This is a genomic window from Citrobacter sp. SX206, assembly GCF_024181025.1.
GTDB classification, from domain to species: Bacteria; Pseudomonadota; Gammaproteobacteria; order Enterobacterales; family Enterobacteriaceae; genus Citrobacter; species Citrobacter youngae.
Genome location: NZ_CP049738.1, coordinates 3,812,733 through 3,834,741, shown reverse-complemented (window position 1 = coordinate 3,834,741; position 22,009 = coordinate 3,812,733). Strand labels below are relative to the sequence as shown.

General features: G+C 53.9%; 19 protein-coding genes. 16 read left to right on the top strand and 3 right to left on the bottom strand.

The features are described from left to right. Positions 1-4 precede the first annotated feature (4 nt). From ftsI to mutT, 16 genes are all read left to right on the top strand, one after another. Entirely contained in the window at positions 5-1,771 is a 1,767-nt protein-coding gene (gene ftsI / locus G8S19_RS18585) for a peptidoglycan glycosyltransferase FtsI (protein ID WP_003018783.1), read from the top strand. Continuing rightward, positions 1,758-3,245, top strand: a complete 1,488-nt coding sequence (gene murE / locus G8S19_RS18580) for a UDP-N-acetylmuramoyl-L-alanyl-D-glutamate--2,6-diaminopimelate ligase (protein ID WP_199970160.1) — start codon at positions 1,758-1,760, stop codon at positions 3,243-3,245. Before ftsI ends, murE begins: the two co-directional genes overlap by 14 nt. Then, positions 3,242-4,600, top strand: coding sequence for a UDP-N-acetylmuramoyl-tripeptide--D-alanyl-D-alanine ligase (gene murF / locus G8S19_RS18575; RefSeq protein ID WP_137345796.1), 1,359 nt, complete (start codon positions 3,242-3,244; stop codon positions 4,598-4,600). Before murE ends, murF begins: the two co-directional genes overlap by 4 nt. After that, positions 4,594-5,676 (top strand): phospho-N-acetylmuramoyl-pentapeptide-transferase, encoded by a 1,083-nt coding sequence (mraY, locus tag G8S19_RS18570; RefSeq protein WP_003018774.1) that lies wholly within the window; start codon positions 4,594-4,596, stop codon positions 5,674-5,676. The genes murF and mraY overlap by 7 nt, the downstream gene beginning before the upstream one ends. 2 nt (positions 5,677-5,678) lie before the next feature. Continuing rightward, entirely contained in the window at positions 5,679-6,995 is a 1,317-nt protein-coding gene (gene murD, locus G8S19_RS18565) for a UDP-N-acetylmuramoyl-L-alanine--D-glutamate ligase (RefSeq protein ID WP_253685667.1), read from the top strand. Then, positions 6,995-8,239 carry a cell division protein FtsW gene (gene ftsW, locus G8S19_RS18560; protein WP_115600969.1) on the top strand — a complete coding sequence of 415 codons (1,245 nt, stop codon included), beginning with the start codon at positions 6,995-6,997 and terminating at the stop codon, positions 8,237-8,239. The genes murD and ftsW overlap by 1 nt, the downstream gene beginning before the upstream one ends. After that, positions 8,236-9,303, top strand: coding sequence for an undecaprenyldiphospho-muramoylpentapeptide beta-N-acetylglucosaminyltransferase (gene murG, locus G8S19_RS18555; protein WP_253685665.1), 1,068 nt, complete (start codon positions 8,236-8,238; stop codon positions 9,301-9,303). The genes ftsW and murG overlap by 4 nt, the downstream gene beginning before the upstream one ends. A gap of 51 nt (positions 9,304-9,354) precedes the next feature. Further along, on the top strand, positions 9,355-10,830 hold the full coding sequence (gene murC, locus G8S19_RS18550; protein WP_253685663.1) for a UDP-N-acetylmuramate--L-alanine ligase: 1,476 nt from the start codon (positions 9,355-9,357) through the stop codon (positions 10,828-10,830). Continuing rightward, positions 10,823-11,743, top strand: coding sequence for a D-alanine--D-alanine ligase (locus G8S19_RS18545; RefSeq protein WP_121584201.1), 921 nt, complete (start codon positions 10,823-10,825; stop codon positions 11,741-11,743). The genes murC and G8S19_RS18545 overlap by 8 nt, the downstream gene beginning before the upstream one ends. Before the next feature lies 1 nt (position 11,744). Continuing rightward, entirely contained in the window at positions 11,745-12,578 is an 834-nt protein-coding gene (ftsQ, locus tag G8S19_RS18540; RefSeq protein WP_101741386.1) for a cell division protein FtsQ, read from the top strand. Then, a complete protein-coding gene (gene ftsA, locus G8S19_RS18535; RefSeq protein WP_003018755.1) occupies positions 12,575-13,837 on the top strand; it encodes a cell division protein FtsA in 1,263 nt (420 codons plus the stop codon). Before ftsQ ends, ftsA begins: the two co-directional genes overlap by 4 nt. Positions 13,838-14,022: 185 nt before the next feature. Beyond that, positions 14,023-15,174, top strand: coding sequence for a cell division protein FtsZ (ftsZ, locus tag G8S19_RS18530; RefSeq protein WP_003018753.1), 1,152 nt, complete (start codon positions 14,023-14,025; stop codon positions 15,172-15,174). A 100-nt stretch (positions 15,175-15,274) separates the two neighbouring features. Beyond that, a complete protein-coding gene (gene lpxC, locus G8S19_RS18525) occupies positions 15,275-16,192 on the top strand; it encodes a UDP-3-O-acyl-N-acetylglucosamine deacetylase (protein WP_048212691.1) in 918 nt (305 codons plus the stop codon). Between the two features lie 407 nt (positions 16,193-16,599). Next, positions 16,600-17,106, top strand: coding sequence for a secA translation cis-regulator SecM (gene secM / locus G8S19_RS18520; RefSeq protein WP_116360675.1), 507 nt, complete (start codon positions 16,600-16,602; stop codon positions 17,104-17,106). A 60-nt stretch (positions 17,107-17,166) separates the two neighbouring features. Beyond that, a complete protein-coding gene (gene secA / locus G8S19_RS18515) occupies positions 17,167-19,872 on the top strand; it encodes a preprotein translocase subunit SecA (RefSeq protein ID WP_199970166.1) in 2,706 nt (901 codons plus the stop codon). 56 nt (positions 19,873-19,928) lie between these two features. Continuing rightward, positions 19,929-20,318 carry an 8-oxo-dGTP diphosphatase MutT gene (gene mutT, locus G8S19_RS18510; RefSeq protein ID WP_124021854.1) on the top strand — a complete coding sequence of 130 codons (390 nt, stop codon included), beginning with the start codon at positions 19,929-19,931 and terminating at the stop codon, positions 20,316-20,318. A gap of 87 nt (positions 20,319-20,405) precedes the next feature. On the opposite strand, the gene yacG is transcribed toward mutT, so the two are convergent. Genes yacG through coaE form a run of 3 tightly spaced genes read right to left on the bottom strand, consistent with a single transcriptional unit; the run spans position 20,406 to position 21,973 of the window. Next, on the bottom strand, positions 20,406-20,600 hold the full coding sequence (gene yacG / locus G8S19_RS18505) for a DNA gyrase inhibitor YacG (RefSeq protein ID WP_005124648.1): 195 nt from the start codon (positions 20,598-20,600) through the stop codon (positions 20,406-20,408). 9 nt (positions 20,601-20,609) lie between these two features. Further along, positions 20,610-21,353 carry a cell division protein ZapD gene (gene zapD / locus G8S19_RS18500; RefSeq protein WP_124021855.1) on the bottom strand — a complete coding sequence of 248 codons (744 nt, stop codon included), beginning with the start codon at positions 21,351-21,353 and terminating at the stop codon, positions 20,610-20,612. After that, a complete protein-coding gene (gene coaE / locus G8S19_RS18495; RefSeq protein WP_124021856.1) occupies positions 21,353-21,973 on the bottom strand; it encodes a dephospho-CoA kinase in 621 nt (206 codons plus the stop codon). Before coaE ends, zapD begins: the two co-directional genes overlap by 1 nt. Between the last annotated feature and the right edge of the window lie 36 nt (positions 21,974-22,009).

Sequence of the window (22,009 nt, the reverse complement as noted above, 5' to 3'; positions counted from 1 at the left end):
ACGCATGAAAGCAGCGGCAAAAACGCACAAACCAAAACGCCAGGAAGAACAAGCCAACTTTATCAGTTGGCGTTTTGCGTTACTGTGCGGTTGTATTTTGCTGGCACTGGGTTTTCTGCTGGGGCGCGTTGCCTGGCTGCAAATCATCGCGCCGGACATGCTGGTACGTCAGGGCGACATGCGCTCTCTGCGCGTCCAGGAAGTGTCCACCTCGCGCGGGATGATTACCGACCGCTCTGGTCGTCCACTGGCGGTGAGCGTTCCGGTGAAGGCGATTTGGGCCGACCCGAAAGAGGTGCATGACGCAGGCGGCGTGAGCGTTGGCGAGCGCTGGAGAGCGCTGTCGACGGCGCTGAACCTCCCGCTCGATCAACTGGCTTCCCGCATTAACGCCAACCCGAAAGGGCGCTTTATCTATCTGGCGCGTCAGGTAAACCCTGACATGGCTGACTACATCAAAAAACTGAAGCTGCCAGGGATTCACCTGCGTGAAGAGTCCCGCCGTTACTATCCTTCCGGAGAAGTGACCGCTCACCTCATCGGTTTTACCAACGTCGACAGCCAGGGGATTGAAGGCGTTGAGAAGAGCTTCGATAAATGGCTCACCGGACAACCGGGTGAACGTATTGTACGTAAAGACCGCTATGGCCGCGTCATTGAAGATATCTCCTCTACCGACAGCCAGGCGGCGCACAACCTGGCGCTGAGTATCGATGAGCGTTTACAGGCGCTGGTCTACCGTGAACTGAATAACGCCGTGGCGTTTAACAAGGCTGAGTCAGGCAGTGCGGTGCTGGTGGATGTGAACACCGGTGAAGTGCTGGCAATGGCCAACAGTCCGTCTTACAACCCGAACAATCTCACCGGTACGCCGAAAGACGCGATGCGTAACCGTACCATTACCGACGTGTTTGAGCCGGGTTCTACCGTTAAACCGATGGTGGTGATGACCGCGCTGCAGCGTGGCGTGGTACGTGAAAATACCGTACTTAACACCATTCCTTACCGAATTAATGGCCACGAAATTAAAGACGTGGCGCGTTATAGCGAATTGACCCTTACCGGGGTTTTGCAGAAGTCGAGTAACGTCGGTGTTTCCAAGCTGGCGTTAGCGATGCCGTCCTCAGCGTTAGTAGATACTTACTCACGTTTTGGGCTGGGAAAAGCGACCAATTTGGGGTTGGTCGGAGAACGCAGTGGCTTATATCCTCAAAAACAACGGTGGTCTGACATAGAGAGGGCCACCTTCTCTTTCGGCTATGGGCTAATGGTAACGCCGTTACAGTTAGCGCGAGTCTACGCAACGATCGGCAGCTATGGCGTTTATCGCCCGCTGTCGATTACCAAAGTTGACCCTCCTGTTCCGGGCGAGCGTATCTTCCCGGAAGCGACCGTACGCACCGTGGTGCACATGATGGAAAGCGTGGCGCTGCCTGGTGGCGGCGGCGTGAAGGCGGCGATTAAAGGCTATCGCATCGCCATTAAAACCGGTACGGCGAAAAAAGTCGGGCCAGATGGCCGCTACATCAATAAATACATTGCTTATACCGCAGGTGTTGCGCCTGCGAGTCAGCCGCGCTTCGCGCTGGTTGTTGTTATCAACGATCCGCAGGCGGGTAAATATTACGGTGGCGCCGTTTCCGCGCCGGTCTTTGGTGCCATCATGGGCGGCGTTTTGCGCACCATGAACATCGAGCCGGATGCGCTGACAACGGGCGATAAAAATGAATTTGTGAATAATCAAGGCGAGGCAACAGGTGGCAGATCGTAATTTGCGCGACCTTCTTGCTCCATGGGTGCCGGGTGCACCGGAGCGAGCACTGCGAGAGATGACACTCGACAGCCGTGTGGCTGCATCGGGCGATCTCTTTGTCGCAGTATTGGGTCATCAGGCGGACGGGCGTCGATATATCCCGCAGGCGATAGCGCAAGGTGTGGCTGCCATTATTGCAGAAGCAAAAGATGAAGCTGCTGACGGTGAAATCCGCGAAATGCACGGTATACCGGTTATCTATCTGAGCCAGCTTAACGAACGCTTATCTGCACTGGCGGGCCGTTTTTACCACGAGCCTTCTGAAAAAATGCGTCTGGTCGGCGTGACCGGAACGAACGGTAAAACCACCACCACCCAACTGCTGGCACAGTGGAGCCAACTGCTTGGCGAAACCAGCGCGGTGATGGGAACAGTAGGCAATGGCCTGCTGGGCAAAGTGATCCCGACGGAAAATACCACCGGTTCAGCCGTTGATGTCCAGCATGTGCTGGCGGGGCTGGTTGCGCAGGGCGCAACGGTTGGCGCGATGGAAGTCTCTTCACACGGTCTGGTTCAGCATCGCGTGGCGGCGCTGAAGTTTGCCGCATCAGTATTTACTAACTTAAGCCGTGACCATCTCGACTACCACGGCGACATGGAACATTACGAAGCCGCGAAATGGCTGCTGTATTCCACGCACCATTGCGGGCAGGCCATTGTTAATGCGGATGATGAAGTCGGTCGTCGCTGGCTGGCTAAACTTCCCGATGCGGTTGCCGTATCAATGGAAGACCACATTAACCCGAACTGTCACGGTCGTTGGTTAAAAGCGATTGACGTGGATTATCACGATAGCGGCGCGACGATTCGATTTGCTTCCTCATGGGGCGACGGCGAAATTGAAAGCCGCCTGATGGGGGCGTTTAACGTCAGCAATTTGCTGCTGGCGCTGGCCACACTGTTGGCGTTGGGATATCCGTTAGCTGATTTACTGAAAACGGCGGCACGACTGCAGCCGGTTTGCGGGCGCATGGAAGTGTTCAGCGCGCCGGGCAAAACCACCGTGGTAGTTGATTACGCCCATACGCCGGATGCACTGGAAAAAGCGCTGCAGGCGGCCCGTCTGCATTGCACCGGCAAGCTGTGGTGCGTCTTTGGCTGCGGCGGCGATCGCGACAAAGGTAAACGTCCGTTGATGGGCGCCATTGCCGAGCAGTTTGCCGATGTCGTTGTGGTTACGGATGACAACCCGCGCACCGAAGAGCCTCGCGCCATTATCAATGACATTCTGGCGGGGATGCTGGATGCCGGGCAGGCCAAAGTAATGGAAGGCCGTGCTGAAGCGGTCACTAGCGCCATCATGCAGGCAAAAGAAAATGACGTGGTGCTGGTCGCTGGCAAAGGCCATGAAGATTACCAGATTGTCGGTGCACACCGTCTCGACTACTCCGATCGCGTGACGGCAGCACGTCTGCTGGGGGTTATCGCATGATTAGCGTAACGCTCAGCCAACTGGCGGAGATCCTCCGTGGCGAACTGAAAGGGGCCGATCTGGCCCTTGATGCGGTGACAACCGATACGCGTAAAGTGACGCCAGGCTGCCTGTTTGTGGCGCTGAAAGGCGAACGCTTTGACGCCCATGATTTTGCAGACAAAGCACAAGAGAGCGGGGCGGGTGCGCTGTTGGTCAGCCGCCCGTTGGACACCGACCTGCCGCAGCTGATTGTGAAAGATACGCGCCTGGCGTTTGGTGAACTGGCGGCGTGGGTACGCGCTCAGGTGCCGGCGCGCGTTGTCGCGCTGACCGGCTCATCCGGTAAAACCTCTGTTAAAGAGATGACGGCCTCCATTCTGAGCCAGTGTGGCAACACGTTATATACCGCGGGCAACCTGAATAACGACATCGGCGTACCGATGACGCTGCTGCGCTTAAACAACGATTATGACTATGCCGTGATTGAACTTGGCGCCAATCATCAGGGTGAAATCGCCTGGACCGTTGGGTTGACGCGCCCGGAAGCGGCGCTGGTGAACAACCTGGCCGCCGCACATCTGGAAGGCTTCGGCTCTCTGGCGGGCGTTGCGAAGGCAAAAGGTGAGATTTTTACCGGCCTGTCAGCGAACGGTATCGCCATTATGAATGCCGACAACAACGACTGGCTGAACTGGCAAAGCATCATCGGCGATCGCAAAGTCTGGCGTTTTTCGCCGAATGCGGCTAACAGCGACTTTTCGGCGGCCAACGTACATGTGACCTCACACGGCACGGAGTTTACGCTGCAAACCCCAACCGGAAGCATTGATGTTCTGCTACCGCTGCCGGGTCGCCACAACATTGCTAACGCCCTGGCAGCGGCTGCGCTCGCTATGGCGGTAGGCGCGACGCCAGAGGCGATCAAAGCGGGTCTGAAAGATTTGCAAGCGGTTCCGGGACGTCTGTTTCCGATTCAACTCGCGGAAAATCAGCTGCTGCTGGACGACTCCTATAACGCTAACGTCGGCTCAATGACCGCAGCGGTACAGGTGCTGTCTGAAATGCCTGGCTACCGCGTGTTGGTGGTTGGCGATATGGCAGAGCTTGGCGCGGAAAGCGAAGCCTGCCACGTGCAGGTGGGTATCGCTGCGAAGGCGGCGGGTATCGACCGTGTGCTGAGTACAGGGAAACTGAGTCAGGCAATTAGCCATGCCAGCGGCGTTGGTGAGCATTTTGCGGATAAAACCGCGCTGACCGCGCATCTTAAAGCGCTGATTGCAGAACATCAGATCATGACGATTTTAGTGAAGGGTTCACGTAGTGCCGCCATGGAAGAGGTAGTACGCGCATTACAGGAGAATGGGACATGTTAGTTTGGCTGGCCGAACATTTGGTCAAATATTATTCCGGCTTTAACGTCTTTTCCTATCTGACGTTTCGCGCCATCGTCAGCCTGCTGACCGCGCTGTTCATCTCTTTGTGGATGGGCCCGCGCATGATCGCCCGCTTACAAAAAATGTCCTTTGGACAGGTCGTACGTAACGACGGTCCGGAATCGCACTTCAGTAAACGCGGTACGCCAACCATGGGTGGGATCATGATCCTCACCGCGATAGTTATCTCCGTACTGCTGTGGGCATATCCGTCGAACCCGTACGTATGGTGCGTGCTGGTGGTATTGATTGGCTACGGCATTATCGGTTTTGTCGATGACTACCGCAAAGTGGTGCGCAAAGATACCAAGGGCCTGATTGCCCGCTGGAAGTACTTCTGGATGTCGGTCATTGCATTAGGGGTCGCGTTTGCGCTGTATCTGGCCGGTAAAGACACTCCGGCGACCGAGCTGGTGGTGCCGTTCTTTAAAGACGTGATGCCGCAACTGGGGCTGTTCTACGTGCTGCTGGCGTACTTCGTGATTGTCGGTACCGGGAATGCGGTAAACCTTACCGACGGCCTGGATGGACTGGCGATTATGCCGACCGTGTTTGTGGCCGCCGGTTTTGCGCTGGTGGCATGGGCGACCGGTAACATGAACTTTGCTAACTATCTGCACATTCCTTATTTACGCCACGCTGGCGAATTGGTGATTGTCTGTACGGCGATTGTCGGCGCAGGTTTAGGCTTCCTGTGGTTTAACACCTATCCGGCGCAGGTCTTTATGGGCGACGTCGGTTCACTGGCACTGGGTGGCGCGCTGGGCATTATTGCCGTACTGCTGCGTCAGGAGTTCCTGTTAGTGATCATGGGCGGCGTATTTGTTGTAGAAACGCTGTCGGTCATTCTGCAGGTGGGCTCCTTTAAGCTGCGCGGACAGCGCATCTTCCGTATGGCGCCGATTCACCATCACTATGAACTGAAGGGCTGGCCGGAACCGCGCGTTATTGTGCGCTTCTGGATTATTTCGCTGATGCTGGTGCTGATTGGCCTGGCAACGCTGAAGGTACGTTAATCATGGCTGATTACCAGGGTAAAAAAGTCGTCATTATCGGTCTGGGATTGACCGGGCTGTCCTGCGTGGATTTCTTTCTGGCGCGTGGCGTGACGCCGCGCGTGATGGATACCCGTGCGACGCCGCCTGGCCTGGATAAATTACCGGAAGCGGTTGAGCGTCATGTTGGCAGCCTGAATGATGACTGGCTGCTGGCTGCCGATCTCATCGTCGCCAGCCCTGGTATTGCCCTGGCGCATCCTTCGTTGAGCGCCGCTGCTGATGCAGGGATTGAAATTGTTGGCGACATTGAGCTGTTTTGTCGCGAAGCACAGGCGCCGATCGTCGCGATCACCGGGTCCAACGGTAAAAGCACCGTCACGACGCTGGTTGGCGAAATGGCGAAAGCGGCCGGAGTAAACGTCGGCGTTGGCGGTAATATTGGCCTGCCTGCGCTGATGCTGCTGGATGACGAACGCGAACTGTATGTTCTGGAACTGTCCAGCTTCCAACTGGAGACAACCTCCAGCTTACGGGCTGTCGCGGCCACCATTTTGAACGTCACTGAAGATCATATGGACCGTTATCCGTTTGGACTGCAGCAGTACCGTGCGGCCAAACTGCGTGTCTATGAGAATGCGAAAGTGTGTGTGGTTAATGCTGATGATGCGCTGACCATGCCGATTCGCGGGGCGGATGAGCGCTGCGTGAGCTTTGGCATCAACATGGGTGACTATCATCTCAATCGTCAGCAAGGTGAAACCTGGCTGCGGGTGAAGGGTGAAAAAGTCCTCAACGTGAAAGAGATGACGCTTACCGGCCAGCATAACTATACCAACGCCCTGGCAGCGCTGGCGCTGGCGGATGCTGCGGGTCTGCCACGGGCGTCGAGCCTGAAAGCACTGACCACCTTTACCGGTCTGGCGCACCGTTTTCAGTTGGTGCTGAACCATAACGGCGTACGCTGGATTAACGATTCGAAAGCCACCAACGTGGGCAGTACCGAAGCCGCGCTGAATGGCCTGCACGTTGACGGCACGCTGCACCTGCTGCTGGGCGGCGACGGAAAATCCGCTGATTTTATGCCGCTGCAACGTTACCTGAGCGGCAACAATATTCGTCTGTACTGCTTTGGCCGCGATGGCGCGCAACTCGCCGCTCTGCGACCTGATGTTGCGGAACAAACAGAAACCATGGAACAGGCGATGCGTCTGCTTGCGCCGCGCGTGAAGCCGGGCGATATGGTGCTGCTGTCGCCAGCCTGCGCCAGCCTTGACCAGTTCAAGAACTTTGAGCAACGTGGTGACGTCTTCACCCGTTTGGCGAAGGAGTTGGGTTGATGCGCTTATCTCTCCCTCGTCTGAAAATGCCGCGCGTACCGGGACTGGGTGTCCTGGCGTGGATCTTCGCGGCACTTAAAGGCTGGGTGATGGCTTCGCGTGATAAAGACGCCGACAGCCTGATCATGTATGACCGCATGCTGCTGTGGCTGACCTTTGGTCTGGCAGCGATTGGTTTTGTGATGGTGACATCAGCATCGATGCCTGTAGGGCAACGCCTGGCGGGCGATCCGTTCCTGTTCGCCAAACGTGATGCGCTGTATATCTTCCTGGCGTTCTGTCTGGCGATGGTGACGCTGCGTCTGCCGATGGAGTTCTGGCAAAAGTACAGTACGACGATGCTGATAGCCTCAATCATCATGCTGCTGATCGTACTGGTGGTGGGTAGCTCCGTTAACGGGGCGTCGCGCTGGATTGCGTTGGGCCCGCTGCGTATTCAGCCTGCGGAATTTACCAAGCTGTCGCTGTTCTGTTATCTCGCCAATTATCTGGTGCGTAAAGTGGATGAGGTGCGTAACAACCTGCGCGGCTTCTTAAAACCGATGGGCGTGATCCTGGTGCTGGCTATTTTACTGCTGGCGCAGCCTGACCTCGGTACGGTGGTGGTGCTGTTTGTTACCACGTTGGCGATGCTATTTTTGGCTGGCGCCAAATTGTGGCAATTCATCGCCATCATCGGCATGGGGATTTCGGCGGTCGTACTGCTGATCCTTGCCGAGCCGTATCGTATTCGCCGCGTAACTTCCTTCTGGAACCCGTGGGAAGATCCGTTTGGCAGCGGCTATCAGCTGACACAGTCTCTGATGGCTTTTGGTCGCGGTGAAGTGTGGGGCCAGGGATTGGGTAATTCAGTCCAAAAACTGGAGTATTTGCCGGAAGCGCACACCGACTTTATCTTCGCCATTATTGGGGAGGAGCTGGGTTATATCGGTGTGGTACTCGCTCTTTTAATGGTATTCTTCGTCGCTTTTCGCGCGATGTCGATTGGTCGTAAGGCGCTGGAAATTGACCACCGTTTTTCAGGTTTCTTAGCCTGCTCCATCGGGATTTGGTTTAGCTTCCAGGCGCTGGTAAACGTCGGCGCGGCGGCGGGTATGCTGCCAACGAAAGGTCTGACGTTGCCGTTGATCAGTTATGGTGGTTCAAGTTTGTTGATCATGTCGACAGCCATCATGTTTTTGTTACGTATTGATTATGAAACGCGTCTGGAAAAAGCCCAGGCGTTTACACGAGGTGCACGATGAGTGGTCAACCGAAGCGGTTAATGGTGATGGCGGGCGGTACCGGTGGACATGTCTTCCCGGGGCTGGCGGTTGCGCACCATTTAATGGCCCAGGGCTGGCAGGTTCGTTGGCTGGGCACCGCCGATCGTATGGAAGCGGACTTAGTGCCGAAACACGGCATTGAAATTGACTTTATTTGCATCTCCGGTTTGCGTGGCAAAGGTGTTAACGCGCTGCTTGCCTCCCCCGTGCGTATTTTTAATGCCTGGCGTCAGGCGCGCGCCATCATGAAGCAGTTTAAGCCTGATGTGGTGCTGGGTATGGGCGGCTACGTGTCCGGCCCTGGCGGTCTGGCGGCCTGGTCATTAGGCATTCCGGTAGTTCTGCATGAGCAGAACGGTATTGCGGGATTAACCAACAAATGGTTGGCGAAGATCGCGACGAAGGTGATGCAGGCCTTCCCTGGTGCTTTCCCGAATGCGGACGTGGTGGGGAATCCAGTGCGTACTGATGTCCTTGCACTGCCGTTACCCGAAGAACGTTTGGCTGGGCGTGAAGGTCCGGTGCGCGTGCTTGTTGTCGGAGGTTCGCAGGGCGCGCGCGTGCTGAACCAGACGATGCCGCAGGTCGCCGCTAAACTTGGCGACGCAGTGACTATCTGGCATCAGAGCGGTAAAGGCGCGCAGCAAACCGTTGAGCAGGCTTATGCCGATGCGGGACAACCGCAACACAAGGTCACTGAATTTATTGATGATATGGCGGCAGCCTACGCGTGGGCGGATGTCGTAGTTTGTCGCTCAGGTGCGCTGACGGTAAGTGAAATTGCTGCCGCAGGTTTGCCTGCGCTGTTTGTGCCTTTCCAGCACAAAGACCGACAGCAGTACTGGAATGCGCTGCCGCTGGAGAAAGCGGGCGCCGCCAAAATTCTTGAGCAGCCGCAGTTTACTGTGGATGCCGTCGCTAACACCCTTTCCGGGTGGTCGCGAGAAACCTTATTAACCATGGCAGAACGTGCGCGCGCCGCATCCATATCGGATGCCACAGAGCGTGTTGCTAATGAAGTGAGCCGGGCTGCCCGGGCGTAATTGTGGTGATGCCTTTTGCATCGCATGAACTAAGAAGTTAATGGCTAAAGAATGAATACACAACAACTGGCAAAACTGCGTTCCATAGTGCCCGAAATGCGTCGCGTTCGGCACATTCACTTTGTCGGCATCGGTGGTGCTGGTATGGGCGGTATTGCCGAAGTTTTGGCCAACGAAGGTTATCAGATCAGCGGTTCTGACCTGGCGCCGAATCCGGTGACTCAGCAGTTGACGAATCTGGGCGCCACGATTTTCTTCAACCATCGCCCGGAAAACGTGTGTGATGCGAGCGTGGTGGTGGTGTCCAGCGCTATTTCTGCGGATAACCCGGAAATTGTTGCGGCCCATGAAGCGCGTATCCCGGTGATCCGCCGTGCGGAGATGCTGGCAGAGTTGATGCGTTTTCGTCACGGTATCGCCATTGCCGGGACCCACGGTAAAACCACGACCACGGCGATGGTCTCCAGCATCTATGCGGAAGCGGGTCTGGATCCGACTTTCGTCAACGGCGGTTTGGTGAAAGCAGCAGGCGTCCATGCGCGTCTGGGGCATAGCCGTTATTTGATTGCCGAAGCGGATGAGAGCGACGCGTCGTTCCTGCATTTGCAGCCGATGGTGGCGATTGTCACCAATATCGAAGCTGACCATATGGATACCTACCATGGCGACTTCGAAAATTTAAAGCAGACGTTTATTAATTTCCTGCATAACTTGCCGTTTTATGGTCGTGCGGTGATGTGCGTTGACGATCCGGTTATTCGCGAGCTGTTACCGCGAGTTGGCCGTCAGACCACGACCTATGGTTTCAGCGATGATGCTGACGTTCGCGTGGAAGATTATCAACAGATCGGCCCACAAGGGCACTTTACGCTGCTGCGCCAGGGGATGGCTGATTTACGCGTTACGTTAAACGCGCCGGGCCGCCACAATGCGCTGAACGCGGCGGCGGCGGTGGCAGTTGCAACAGAAGAAGGCATTGAAGACGAGGCTATTTTACGCGCGCTGGAAAGTTTCCAGGGGACCGGGCGTCGTTTTGACTTCCTCGGCGAGTTCCCGCTTGAGCCGGTGAACGGGAAAGCCGGAACTGCGATGCTGGTCGATGACTATGGCCATCACCCAACGGAAGTGGACGCCACGATCAAAGCCGCACGCGCAGGTTGGCCGGACAAAAATTTGGTGATGCTGTTCCAGCCGCACCGCTTCACGCGTACGCGCGATTTGTACGACGACTTTGCCAATGTGCTGACACAGGTTGATGCGCTGCTGATGCTGGACGTGTATGCCGCGGGCGAAGCCGCGATTCCGGGTGCAGATAGCCGCTCGCTGTGCCGTACCATTCGTGGTCGCGGTAAGATCGATCCTATTCTGGTGTCCGATCCGGCCCAGGTAGCGGAAATGCTGGCACCGGTATTAACCGGCAACGATCTGATTTTGGTGCAAGGTGCTGGAAATATCGGCAAAATCGCACGTTCCTTAGCTGAAATCAAACTGAAGCCGCAAAACCCGGAGGAGGAACAACATGGCTGATAAAATCGCGGTCCTGTTAGGGGGCACCTCCGCAGAACGAGAAGTGTCGCTGAATTCTGGCGCGGCTGTACTCGCCGGGTTGCGTGAAGGTGGTGTAGATGCCCATCCGGTTGACCCGAAAGAGGTTGATGTCACTCTTCTGAAATCAATGGGTTTTCAGAAGGTGTTTATTGCTCTGCACGGTCGCGGCGGTGAAGATGGTACGTTGCAGGGCATGCTGGAGCAGATCGGCCTGCCGTATACCGGTAGCGGCGTTATGGCATCGGCTATCTCAATGGACAAGCTGCGCAGCAAGCTGCTGTGGCAGGGGGCTGGATTGCCCGTTGCGCCATGGGTGGCATTGACCCGTGCTGAGTTTGAAAAAGGACTTAGCGATGAAGTGGTTACGAGAGTTTCTGCGTTAGGCTTGCCGTTGATTGTGAAGCCAAGCCGTGAAGGTTCCAGCGTCGGGATGTCAAAAGTTGAAGAAGAAAATGCTTTGCAAACTGCATTAGCATTGGCTTTTCAGCATGATGAAGAAGTACTGATTGAAAAATGGCTCAGTGGGCCAGAATTCACAGTTGCGATACTCGGCGAAGAAATTTTACCGTCAATACGTATCCAACCCGCGGGAACCTTCTATGATTATGAGGCGAAGTATCTGTCTGATGAGACACAATATTTCTGCCCTGCAGGTCTGGAAGTTGGCCAGGAGGCCGAATTACAGGCGTTAGTCCTGAATGCGTGGAACGCATTGGGCTGTAAAGGCTGGGGCCGTATTGACGTCATGCTGGACAGCGATGGCCAGTTTTATCTGCTGGAAGCGAATACCTCTCCGGGTATGACCAGCCACAGCCTGGTGCCGATGGCGGCGCGTCAGGCGGGCCTGAGCTTCTCGCAGTTGGTGGTTCGAATTCTGGCGTTGGCGGACTGATATGTCGCAGGCTGCGCTGAACACGCGAAACGGTGATGAAGAAGAGGTAGCCTCCTCACGCCGCAATAATGGAACGCGTCTTGCAGGAATTCTGTTTCTGCTGACAGTGCTGTGCACCGTGTTTGTCAGCGGCTGGGTCGTGTTGGGATGGATGGAAGATGCGCAGCGTTTGCCATTGTCGAAGCTGGTATTGACCGGTGAGCGACATTACACGCGCAATGACGATATTCGTCAGTCCATTCTGGCGCTGGGCGCTCCGGGTACCTTTATGACTCAGGATGTAAACATCATTCAGAGTCAGATTGAACGCCTTCCCTGGATTAAGCAGGCGAGCGTCAGAAAGCAGTGGCCTGATGAATTGAAGATTCATCTGGTTGAATATGTGCCAATAGCGCGTTGGAATGACCAACATATGGTGGATGCCGATGGCAATACGTTCAGCGTCCCAACCGGTCGGGCCAATAAGCAGGTATTACCCATGTTGTATGGCCCGGAAGGCAGCGCGAGTGAAGTGTTGCAAGGGTTCCGCGATATGGGGCAGGTGCTGGCTAAGGATAGATTCACCCTGAAGGAAGCGGCGATGACCGCTCGTCGTTCCTGGCAGTTAACGCTTAATAACGATATTAAGCTCAATCTGGGCAGGGGCGATACGATAAAACGTTTGGCTCGCTTTGTGGAACTCTACCCGGTTTTACAGCAGCAGGCGCAAACCGATGGCAAACGGATTAGCTACGTTGATTTGCGTTATGACTCAGGAGCGGCAGTAGGCTGGGTTCCCTTGCCTCCTGAGGAATCTAATCAGCAACAGAATCAGGCACAGGCAGAACAACAATGATCAAGGCGACGGACAGAAAACTGGTAGTTGGACTGGAGATTGGCACCGCGAAGGTAGCCGCTTTAGTAGGGGAAGTTCTGCCCGACGGTATGGTCAATATCATTGGCGTGGGCAGTTGCCCATCGCGAGGTATGGATAAAGGTGGGGTGAATGACCTTGAGTCAGTGGTGAAATGCGTACAGCGCGCCATTGACCAGGCTGAACTGATGGCAGATTGCCAGATTTCCTCAGTGTATCTGGCGCTTTCAGGTAAACATATTAGCTGTCAGAATGAAATTGGTATGGTGCCCATTTCCGAAGAGGAAGTGACCCAGGAAGATGTGGAAAATGTTGTGCATACGGCAAAATCCGTACGTGTGCGCGATGAACATCGTGTACTGCACGTTATTCCACAGGAATACGCCATTGACTACCAGGAAGGCATTAAAAATCCGGTCGGTCTTTCCGGCGTGCGTATGCAGGCAAAAGTACATCTGATTACCTGCCACAACGACATGGCGAAGAACATCGTCAAAGCCGTTGAACGCTGTGGCCTGAAAGTTGACCAACTGATATTTGCCGGGTTGGCAGCCAGTTATTCCGTGTTAACGGAAGACGAACGTGAGCTGGGTGTCTGCGTGGTCGATATTGGTGGTGGTACAATGGACATCGCCGTTTATACTGGCGGGGCGTTGCGCCATACCAAAGTAATCCCTTATGCAGGGAATGTGGTCACCAGCGATATCGCGTATGCCTTTGGTACGCCGCCGAGCGATGCTGAAGCCATCAAAGTGCGTCATGGTTGTGCGCTGGGTTCTATCGTTGGTAAAGATGAGAGCGTTGAAGTGCCAAGCGTCGGTGGTCGTCCGCCACGCAGTCTGCAACGTCAGACTCTGGCTGAGGTCATTGAGCCGCGTTATACCGAGCTGCTTAACCTGGTCAACGAAGAAATTTTGCAATTACAGGAACAACTTCGCCAGCAGGGTGTGAAACATCATCTGGCGGCGGGGATTGTGTTAACCGGTGGTGCTGCGCAAATTGAAGGTCTTGCGGCTTGCGCTCAGCGCGTGTTTCATACGCAGGTGCGTATTGGTGCGCCGCTCAATATTACCGGTCTGACAGATTATGCCCAGGAGCCGTATTATTCAACGGCAGTGGGGTTGCTTCATTACGGGAAAGAATCCCATTTAAGTGGTGAAGCTGAAGTTGAAAAACGTGTAACGGCATCAGTTGGCTCGTGGATTAAACGACTCAATAGTTGGCTGCGAAAAGAGTTTTAATTTTTATGAGGCCGGCAATAATTACGGCCTCAGGCGACAGGCACATACACAACGTCATTCAAGTTGCATCGCGACGGCAACCGAGCGAATCTCCTGGAACATAGTTTACTATGTGACGGGAGTGAGTGAAGGCAGCCAACAAAGAGGCGGCTTGAAGGATAAAGTGTAAAACGGAGAGAGAAACTATGTTTGAACCTATGGAACTGACCAATGACGCGGTGATTAAAGTCATCGGCGTCGGCGGCGGCGGCGGTAATGCCGTTGAACACATGGTGCGCGAGCGCATCGAAGGTGTTGAATTCTTCGCGGTGAATACCGACGCTCAGGCGTTGCGTAAAACGGCGGTTGGACAGACCATTCAGATTGGTAGCGGCATCACCAAGGGTCTGGGCGCGGGTGCAAACCCGGAAGTCGGTCGCAATGCGGCAGACGAAGACCGTGAAGCTCTGCGTGCAGCGCTTGACGGCGCAGACATGGTGTTCATCGCAGCAGGCATGGGCGGCGGGACCGGGACCGGTGCAGCGCCAGTGGTTGCTGAAGTAGCAAAAGATTTAGGTATTCTGACCGTTGCTGTCGTGACTAAGCCTTTCAACTTTGAAGGCAAGAAGCGTATGGCATTCGCGGAGCAGGGTATCACCGAGCTGTCCAAACATGTGGACTCTCTAATTACTATTCCGAACGACAAACTGCTGAAAGTGCTGGGTCGCGGTATCTCCCTGCTGGATGCGTTTGGCGCAGCGAATGATGTGCTGAAAGGCGCAGTCCAGGGTATCGCTGAACTGATTACCCGTCCGGGCCTGATGAACGTCGACTTTGCCGACGTGCGCACCGTGATGTCCGAAATGGGCTATGCGATGATGGGTTCTGGCGTGGCGAGCGGTGAAGATCGCGCTGAAGAAGCGGCTGAAATGGCTATCTCTTCACCTCTGCTGGAAGATATCGATCTGTCCGGCGCGCGTGGCGTGCTGGTCAACATTACTGCGGGCTTCGACCTGCGTCTGGATGAGTTCGAAACCGTAGGTAACACGATTCGTGCATTTGCATCGGATAACGCGACTGTGGTTATCGGTACTTCTCTGGACCCGGATATGAACGACGAACTGCGCGTTACCGTTGTTGCCACTGGAATTGGTATGGACAAGCGTCCTGAAATCACTCTGGTGACCAACAAGCAGGTTCAGCAGCCGGTAATGGATCGTTACCAGCAGCACGGTATGGCGCCGTTGACGCAAGAGCAAAAACCGGTAGCGAAGGTGGTTAACGACAATACGCCGCAGACCACTAAAGAGCCGGATTATCTGGATATCCCTGCATTCCTGCGTAAGCAAGCTGATTAAGAATTAGCTGGAATTTGGGGATTGTGGCTCTTTGTGCTAAACTGGCCCACCGAATGTATAGTACACTTCGGTTGGATAGGTAATTTGGCGAGATTATACGATGATCAAACAAAGGACTCTTAAACGTATCGTTCAGGCGACTGGCGTCGGTTTACATACCGGCAAAAAAGTCACCCTGACATTACGCCCTGCGCCGGCCAACACCGGGGTCATCTATCGTCGCACCGACTTGAATCCTCCGGTAGATTTCCCGGCCGATGCCAAATCTGTGCGTGATACCATGCTCTGTACGTGTCTGGTCAACGAGCATGATGTGCGGATTTCAACCGTTGAGCATCTTAATGCTGCTCTGGCGGGCTTAGGTATCGATAACATCGTTATTGAGGTTAATGCCCCGGAAATCCCGATCATGGATGGTAGTGCTGCTCCGTTCGTTTACTTGCTGCTTGATGCAGGTATTGAAGAACTGAACAGTGCGAAGAAATTTGTCCGCATCAAAGAGACCGTTCGCGTCGAAGATGGCGACAAGTGGGCTGAGTTTAAGCCGTATAATGGTTTTACGTTGGATTTCACCATCGACTTTAACCATCCGGCGATCGACTCCAGCACCCAGCGCTATGCGATGAACTTCTCTGCTGATGCGTTCATGCGTCAGATCAGCCGTGCGCGTACTTTCGGCTTCATGCGTGATATCGAATATCTGCAGTCCCGCGGCCTGTGCCTGGGCGGCAGCTTCGATTGTGCCATCGTTGTTGACGATTATCGCGTACTGAACGAAGACGGCCTGCGTTTTGAAGATGAATTCGTTCGTCACAAAATGCTCGACGCGATCGGTGACTTGTTCATGTGTGGTCACAACATTATTGGTGCATTTACCGCGTATAAATCCGGTCATGCATTGAATAACAAACTGTTGCAGGCGGTCCTGGCAAAACAGGAAGCCTGGGAATATGTGACCTTCCAGGACGACGCAGAACTGCCGCTGGCGTTCAAAGCGCCTTCGACTGTACTGGCATAATAACTATACACAAAATCATTCAAGTTGCATCAAGGCGGCAACTGAGCGAATCCTCAGGAACGTACGACCAGTACGTGACTGGGGTGAGAGAAGGCAGCCAACAAAGAGGCAGCTTGAAGGATGAAGTGTATATCTGTCGTATAAATTCGACTGGTCAATCTGGCACTCTCTCCGGCCAGGTGAGCCAGTCGTTTTTTTTATCCTCCAATAGCTCACCGTCTTTTTCGATGCGGCTTTTTTCCCGCTGTCAGATTAAAATACTGAGCGATCGCTGCTTTCTTAAGCATATTTACCCGCGACTTGCGTCATTACTGCTGTGGTGCGAACGCATTAATGGTAATATTTGTGCGCAAAAAATGGTTTTGCATTTATAACCCCAAACGCAGGGTAGATCAGGTGGCAATAACGTGAGTGGAATACTGACGCGCTGGCGACAGTTAGGCAGACGGTACTTCTGGCCGCATCTCTTATTAGGGATGGTCGCGGCAAGTTTTGGCCTGCCCGCGATCGGTAATGCTGCTGAACCTAATACCCCCGCGAAGGCGACCGCCAGCAATCACGATCAAGGCGCTAAAGTTAACTTTAACCAGCTTGCTTTGCTGGAAGCCACTAACCGTCGCCCGAATTTTACTGTTGATTATTGGCATCAACATGCCATTCGTACGGTTATACGCCATCTTTCTTTTGCTATGGCCCCTCAGGCGCTGCCCGTTGCCGAAGAGCCGTTGCCAATCCAGGCGCACCATCTTGCGTTACTGAATACGCTTAGCGCGATGCTGACGCAGGAAGGCAGACCGCCGGCGACAGTAAGTCGCGTGACATATGCCCATTTCACTTCTCAGGCCGCGTTTAGTATTCCTGTCTGGATAAGCCAGCAGCAGGGTATCCGCGCTGGTCCTCAACGCCTCAGCTAAAAAAGAACCTTCCAACTTATAATTTTTGACTCCGCACCGCGGGGCGTTTGAGATTTTATTATGCTAATCAAATTATTAACGAAAGTATTCGGTAGCCGTAACGAACGTACGCTGCGTCGTATGCGCAAAGTGGTCAACGTCATCAACGCGATGGAACCGGAGATGGAAAAACTCTCCGATGATGAGCTGAAAGCGAAGACCGCTGAATTCCGCGCCCGTCTGGAAAAAGGTGCCAGCGTGGAAAGCCTGATCCCGGAAGCATTTGCGGTAGTCCGTGAAGCGAGTAAGCGTGTGTTCGGTATGCGTCACTTCGACGTTCAGCTGCTGGGTGGTATGGTCCTCAACGATCGCTGTATCGCAGAAATGCGTACCGGTGAAGGTAAAACACTGACCGCAACGTTGCCAGCCTACCTGAACGCATTAAGCGGGAAAGGTGTACACGTCGTTACCGTGAACGACTATCTGGCTCAGCGTGACGCCGAAAATAACCGCCCACTGTTTGAGTTCCTCGGTATGACCGTAGGTATCAACATGTCAGGTCTGCCGGCTCCGGCCAAGCGTGAAGCTTACAATGCTGACATCACTTACGGTACCAACAACGAATACGGCTTTGACTACCTGCGCGACAACATGGCGTTTAGCCCGGAAGAGCGCGTTCAGCGTAAACTGCATTATGCGCTGGTCGATGAAGTCGACTCCATCCTGATCGATGAAGCACGTACTCCGCTGATCATTTCCGGCCCGGCTGAAGATAGCTCGGAAATGTACAAGAAAGTGAACAAAATCATTCCAAACCTGATCCGTCAGGAGAAGGAAGATTCTGACACATTCCAGGGCGAAGGCCATTTCTCTGTCGATGAGAAATCGCGCCAGGTTAACCTTACCGAACGTGGTCTGGTTCTGATTGAAGAACTGCTGGTGAAAGAAGGCATTATGGATGAAGGCGAGTCGTTGTACTCTCCGGGCAACATTATGCTGATGCATCACGTGACTGCTGCACTGCGTGCACATGTGCTGTTCACCCGTGATGTAGACTACATTGTGAAAGACGGCGAAGTTATCATCGTCGACGAACACACCGGACGTACCATGCAGGGGCGTCGCTGGTCCGACGGCCTGCACCAGGCTGTTGAAGCCAAAGAAGGCGTAGAAATCCAGAACGAAAACCAGACGCTGGCTTCTATCACCTTCCAGAACTACTTCCGCTTGTACGAAAAACTGGCCGGTATGACCGGTACAGCAGATACCGAAGCGTTCGAATTCAGCTCTATCTACAAACTGGATACCGTAGTGGTGCCGACCAACCGTCCGATGATCCGTAAGGATTTGCCGGATCTGGTGTACATGACCGAAGCGGAAAAAATTCAGGCCATTATCGAAGATATTAAAGAGCGTACCGCGAATGGTCAGCCGGTGCTGGTGGGGACTATCTCCATTGAGAAATCTGAAGTGGTCTCTAACGAACTGACCAAAGCAGGTATCAAGCATAACGTGCTGAACGCCAAGTTCCACGCTAACGAAGCAGCAATCGTCGCACAGGCGGGCTATCCTTCAGCCGTGACCATTGCCACTAACATGGCGGGTCGTGGTACGGATATCGTGCTGGGCGGTAGCTGGCAGGCAGAAGTCGCCGAGCTGGAAAATCCGACAGAAGAACAAATCGCACAGATTAAAGCTGACTGGCAGGTGCGTCACGACGCGGTGTTGGCCTCCGGTGGTTTGCACATCATTGGTACCGAACGTCATGAATCTCGCCGTATCGATAACCAGCTGCGTGGCCGTTCCGGTCGTCAGGGGGATGCGGGTTCTTCTCGTTTCTACCTGTCGATGGAAGATGCGCTGATGCGTATTTTTGCCTCCGACCGCGTGTCTGGCATGATGCGTAAATTGGGTATGAAGCCAGGTGAAGCGATTGAACATCCATGGGTAACCAAAGCGATTGCTAACGCGCAGCGTAAAGTAGAAAGCCGCAACTTCGACATTCGTAAGCAATTGCTGGAATATGATGATGTCGCCAACGACCAGCGTCGCGCAATCTACACCCAGCGTAACGAACTGCTGGACGTATCTGACGTTAGCGAGACCATCAACAGCATCCGTGAAGATGTCTTCAAAGCAACGATTGATGCCTATATTCCGCCGCAGTCTCTGGAAGAAATGTGGGATATCCCGGGTCTGCAGGAACGTCTGAAAAACGACTTCGATCTGGAAATGCCGATTTCAGAGTGGCTGGATAAAGAGCCTGAGCTGCACGAAGAAACGCTGCGCGAACGTATTCTGGCAAACGCCGTAGAAGTTTATCAGCGTAAAGAAGACGTTGTGGGCGCAGAGATGATGCGTCACTTCGAAAAAGGCGTGATGCTGCAAACTCTCGACTCCTTGTGGAAAGAGCACCTTGCGGCGATGGACTATCTGCGTCAGGGTATCCACCTGCGTGGTTATGCGCAAAAAGATCCGAAGCAGGAATATAAACGCGAATCCTTCTCTATGTTTGCATCAATGCTGGAATCACTGAAGTACGAAGTGATCAGCACCCTGAGCAAAGTTCAGGTGCGTATGCCTGAAGAAGTCGAAGCAATGGAGCAGCAGCGTCGCGAAGATGCTGAGCGTTTAGCGCAGATGCAGCAACTGAGCCATAAAGGTGATGATTCTGCTGCGGCAGAAGAGCTGGCGGCACAAACTGGCGATCGTAAAGTGGGTCGTAACGATCCGTGTCCTTGCGGTTCCGGTAAAAAATACAAACAGTGCCATGGCCGTCTGAGCTAAGAAAATAACTCACTGAAAAGGCGCAGAATTCTGCGCCTTTTTTATGGACGATAAATATGAAAGTACTGCAAATCGCTGTTGGAATTATTCGTAATAAGCACAACGAGATTTTTATCACTCAGCGTGCAGCTGATGCCCACATGGCAAATAAGCTGGAGTTTCCCGGCGGAAAAATAGAAGCGGGCGAAACGCCGGAGCAGGCACTGGTTCGCGAACTACAGGAAGAAGTCGGGATTACGCCGACTCAAAGCTCATTGTTCGAAAAGCTGGAGTATCAGTTTCCGGACAGACATATCACGCTGTGGTTCTGGCTGGTTGAAAGCTGGGAAGGTGAGCCATGGGGAAAAGAGGGGCAACCGGCGCAGTGGATTGCGCAACATGCTCTGAATGCGGAAGATTTCCCGCCTGCGAATGCGCCGGTCATTGAAAAGTTGATTGCTGGCTAATGGTGTTGTAGGCCGGATAAGGCAACGCCGCATCCGGCAAATTATTGCGGGGACGCAACGCTTATCCGGCCTGCCGTTGTCGCTGAATTACTTCTGCTCTTCGCTCCAGTCATCGCTTTCTGACAGATCGCCGGAGCTTGGGATACGCTTCTCTTCCGCGGCCCATTCACCCAGGTCGATTAACTGACAACGTTTGCTGCAGAATGGACGAAACGGACTGACTTCTGCCCACACGACTGCTTTACCGCAGGTTGGGCAGTTTACGATAGTTTGTTCAGACATCTTAACTCCTTAACAGCACGCCAGATCGAAATCGAGGCGCTCAGGCACCTGACCATTCTCGCTATCCAGTGGCATAAAGCGAATGGCAAAGCGGCTCTTATGACCCGATATTTGCGGATAAAGCTGCGAAGCGAGCGGCAACTGTAAACGCAGTAGGTCTGCATCATCGCCGTTGTCCTGGTAAAAACCATTCAGGCTGGTTTGCTTACGAAACGGTGCTGAGTTGCGGATTAAATCCAGGACCAGAGACAATGCCTGGTTGAGCGGGTTCAGGCTGGCAAGCCAGGTCTCAACCTGTATGTCACGCTGAGTCTGTGACAGATGCAGCCAGATATGTAAAGTCGGCAAATCAAAACTGCAGCATCCGCCGGGAATACTTAAACGCTGACGAACAAGGCCAATCAGACGGTCTTCACGCAGGGTTTGTCCGATGCGCGGGGCAGAAATCAGAATACTGCCTGCACTTTTTAACTGCTGGCGCAAAGAGTCGATTCTGCTTTGATCGACGCCGGGAACTTCGACCCAGGCCTGGAGTTTTCGCTGCTGTCGCTCCAGTTCTTTGAGGAGTTCGGTACGGACTTCGCCGCGTTCAAATACATCCAGTAAATCTCCGATATTGCGGAAAAAATGCAGAGCGCCGGCATGGTCAGCAATGGGCAAATTAACGGAGAGCTGTTGGATTAAAAACTCAATGCGCAGCCATGTACGCATCTTCTCATTGAGAGGGTGTTCAAAAAGGACCTGGGTGTGCATTACGGTTTTTCCTGTGAGACAAACTGCGACGCGCATTGCAAATAGAGCGCGTGCAGGCGGGCGACATCCGAGGCGATGGCTTCCGGTGCGCCATTATTATCAATAACATCATCTGCCACGGCCAGCCGCGCTTCACGCGTTGCCTGGGCAGCAAGAATTTGTTCAACATGCTCACGTGTGACGTCATCGCGCTGCATGGTTCGCCTGAGTTGAGTCTCAGGGGTGACATCAACGACGAGTACGCGATCGGCTTTTTTATACAGCGCGTTTTCTACCAACAAGGGGACGACCCATAACAGATAAGGAGAGGTCGCTTGCTGAAACTGACGCTGTGTTTCCTGCTGGATAAGCGGATGGAGCAGGGCATTCAACCATTTTTTCTCATCAGGATCGGAAAAAATGCGTTCGCGTAAAATGCGCCGCTGCAACGATCCGTCTGCGGCGATAACCTCGGAACCAAAATGTTCTTCGATCGCCTTAAGGGCGGGTGTGCCGGGTTCAACCACCTGGCGCGCAATAATATCTGCATCAATGATGTTTATTCCGAGGTCAGCGAACGCATTTGCAACGGTACTTTTACCACTGCCAATGCCGCCGGTTAAGGCTACCGTATACCTCATAGATGCAGATCCTGGAGTTTAAGTTTGATTATCAAA

Coding starts and splice junctions, on each gene's coding strand:
- mraY (WP_003018774.1), top strand. CDS start 4,594: ATGTTAGTTTGGCTGGCCGAACATTTGGTCAAATATTATTCCGGCTTT.
- G8S19_RS18545 (WP_121584201.1), top strand. CDS start 10,823: ATGGCTGATAAAATCGCGGTCCTGTTAGGGGGCACCTCCGCAGAACGA.
- lpxC (WP_048212691.1), top strand. CDS start 15,275: ATGATCAAACAAAGGACTCTTAAACGTATCGTTCAGGCGACTGGCGTC.
- ftsQ (WP_101741386.1), top strand. CDS start 11,745: ATGTCGCAGGCTGCGCTGAACACGCGAAACGGTGATGAAGAAGAGGTA.
- ftsZ (WP_003018753.1), top strand. CDS start 14,023: ATGTTTGAACCTATGGAACTGACCAATGACGCGGTGATTAAAGTCATC.
- ftsW (WP_115600969.1), top strand. CDS start 6,995: ATGCGCTTATCTCTCCCTCGTCTGAAAATGCCGCGCGTACCGGGACTG.
- zapD (WP_124021855.1), bottom strand. CDS start 21,353: ATGCACACCCAGGTCCTTTTTGAACACCCTCTCAATGAGAAGATGCGT.
- murD (WP_253685667.1), top strand. CDS start 5,679: ATGGCTGATTACCAGGGTAAAAAAGTCGTCATTATCGGTCTGGGATTG.
- coaE (WP_124021856.1), bottom strand. CDS start 21,973: ATGAGGTATACGGTAGCCTTAACCGGCGGCATTGGCAGTGGTAAAAGT.
- murG (WP_253685665.1), top strand. CDS start 8,236: ATGAGTGGTCAACCGAAGCGGTTAATGGTGATGGCGGGCGGTACCGGT.
- ftsI (WP_003018783.1), top strand. CDS start 5: ATGAAAGCAGCGGCAAAAACGCACAAACCAAAACGCCAGGAAGAACAA.
- secA (WP_199970166.1), top strand. CDS start 17,167: ATGCTAATCAAATTATTAACGAAAGTATTCGGTAGCCGTAACGAACGT.
- murC (WP_253685663.1), top strand. CDS start 9,355: ATGAATACACAACAACTGGCAAAACTGCGTTCCATAGTGCCCGAAATG.
- murF (WP_137345796.1), top strand. CDS start 3,242: ATGATTAGCGTAACGCTCAGCCAACTGGCGGAGATCCTCCGTGGCGAA.
- mutT (WP_124021854.1), top strand. CDS start 19,929: ATGAAAGTACTGCAAATCGCTGTTGGAATTATTCGTAATAAGCACAAC.
- ftsA (WP_003018755.1), top strand. CDS start 12,575: ATGATCAAGGCGACGGACAGAAAACTGGTAGTTGGACTGGAGATTGGC.
- yacG (WP_005124648.1), bottom strand. CDS start 20,600: ATGTCTGAACAAACTATCGTAAACTGCCCAACCTGCGGTAAAGCAGTC.